Raw genomic sequence first — 253 nt, forward strand, 5'->3', positions numbered from 1 at the left:
CGGTGCAGCTCGTGCATGAAGGCCGTGCGCAGGCACTGATGAAAGGCTCGCTGCACACGGACGAGTTGATGGGCGCCGTGGTCGCGCGCGCCACCGGCCTGCGTACCGAGCGGCGCGTGAGCCACTGCTTCATCATGGACGTGCCGGGTCGGGCTGAAGCGCTCATCATCACCGACGCCGCCGTCAACATCACGCCCACGCTCGATGAAAAACGCGACATCGTGCAGAACGCAATCGACCTCGCGCATGCGCT

Annotated in this window: 1 protein-coding gene; it reads left to right on the top strand. The window is 65.6% G+C overall.

Annotation, left to right across the window (positions count from 1 at the left end):
• A partial coding sequence (locus tag SB753_RS39495) for a phosphate acyltransferase (protein ID WP_410805479.1) occupies nucleotides 1-253 on the top strand: 253 nt, incomplete at both ends.

It is taken from the genome of Paraburkholderia sp. SIMBA_053 (genome assembly GCF_046534895.1).
GTDB lineage: Bacteria > Pseudomonadota > Gammaproteobacteria > Burkholderiales > Burkholderiaceae > Paraburkholderia > Paraburkholderia caledonica.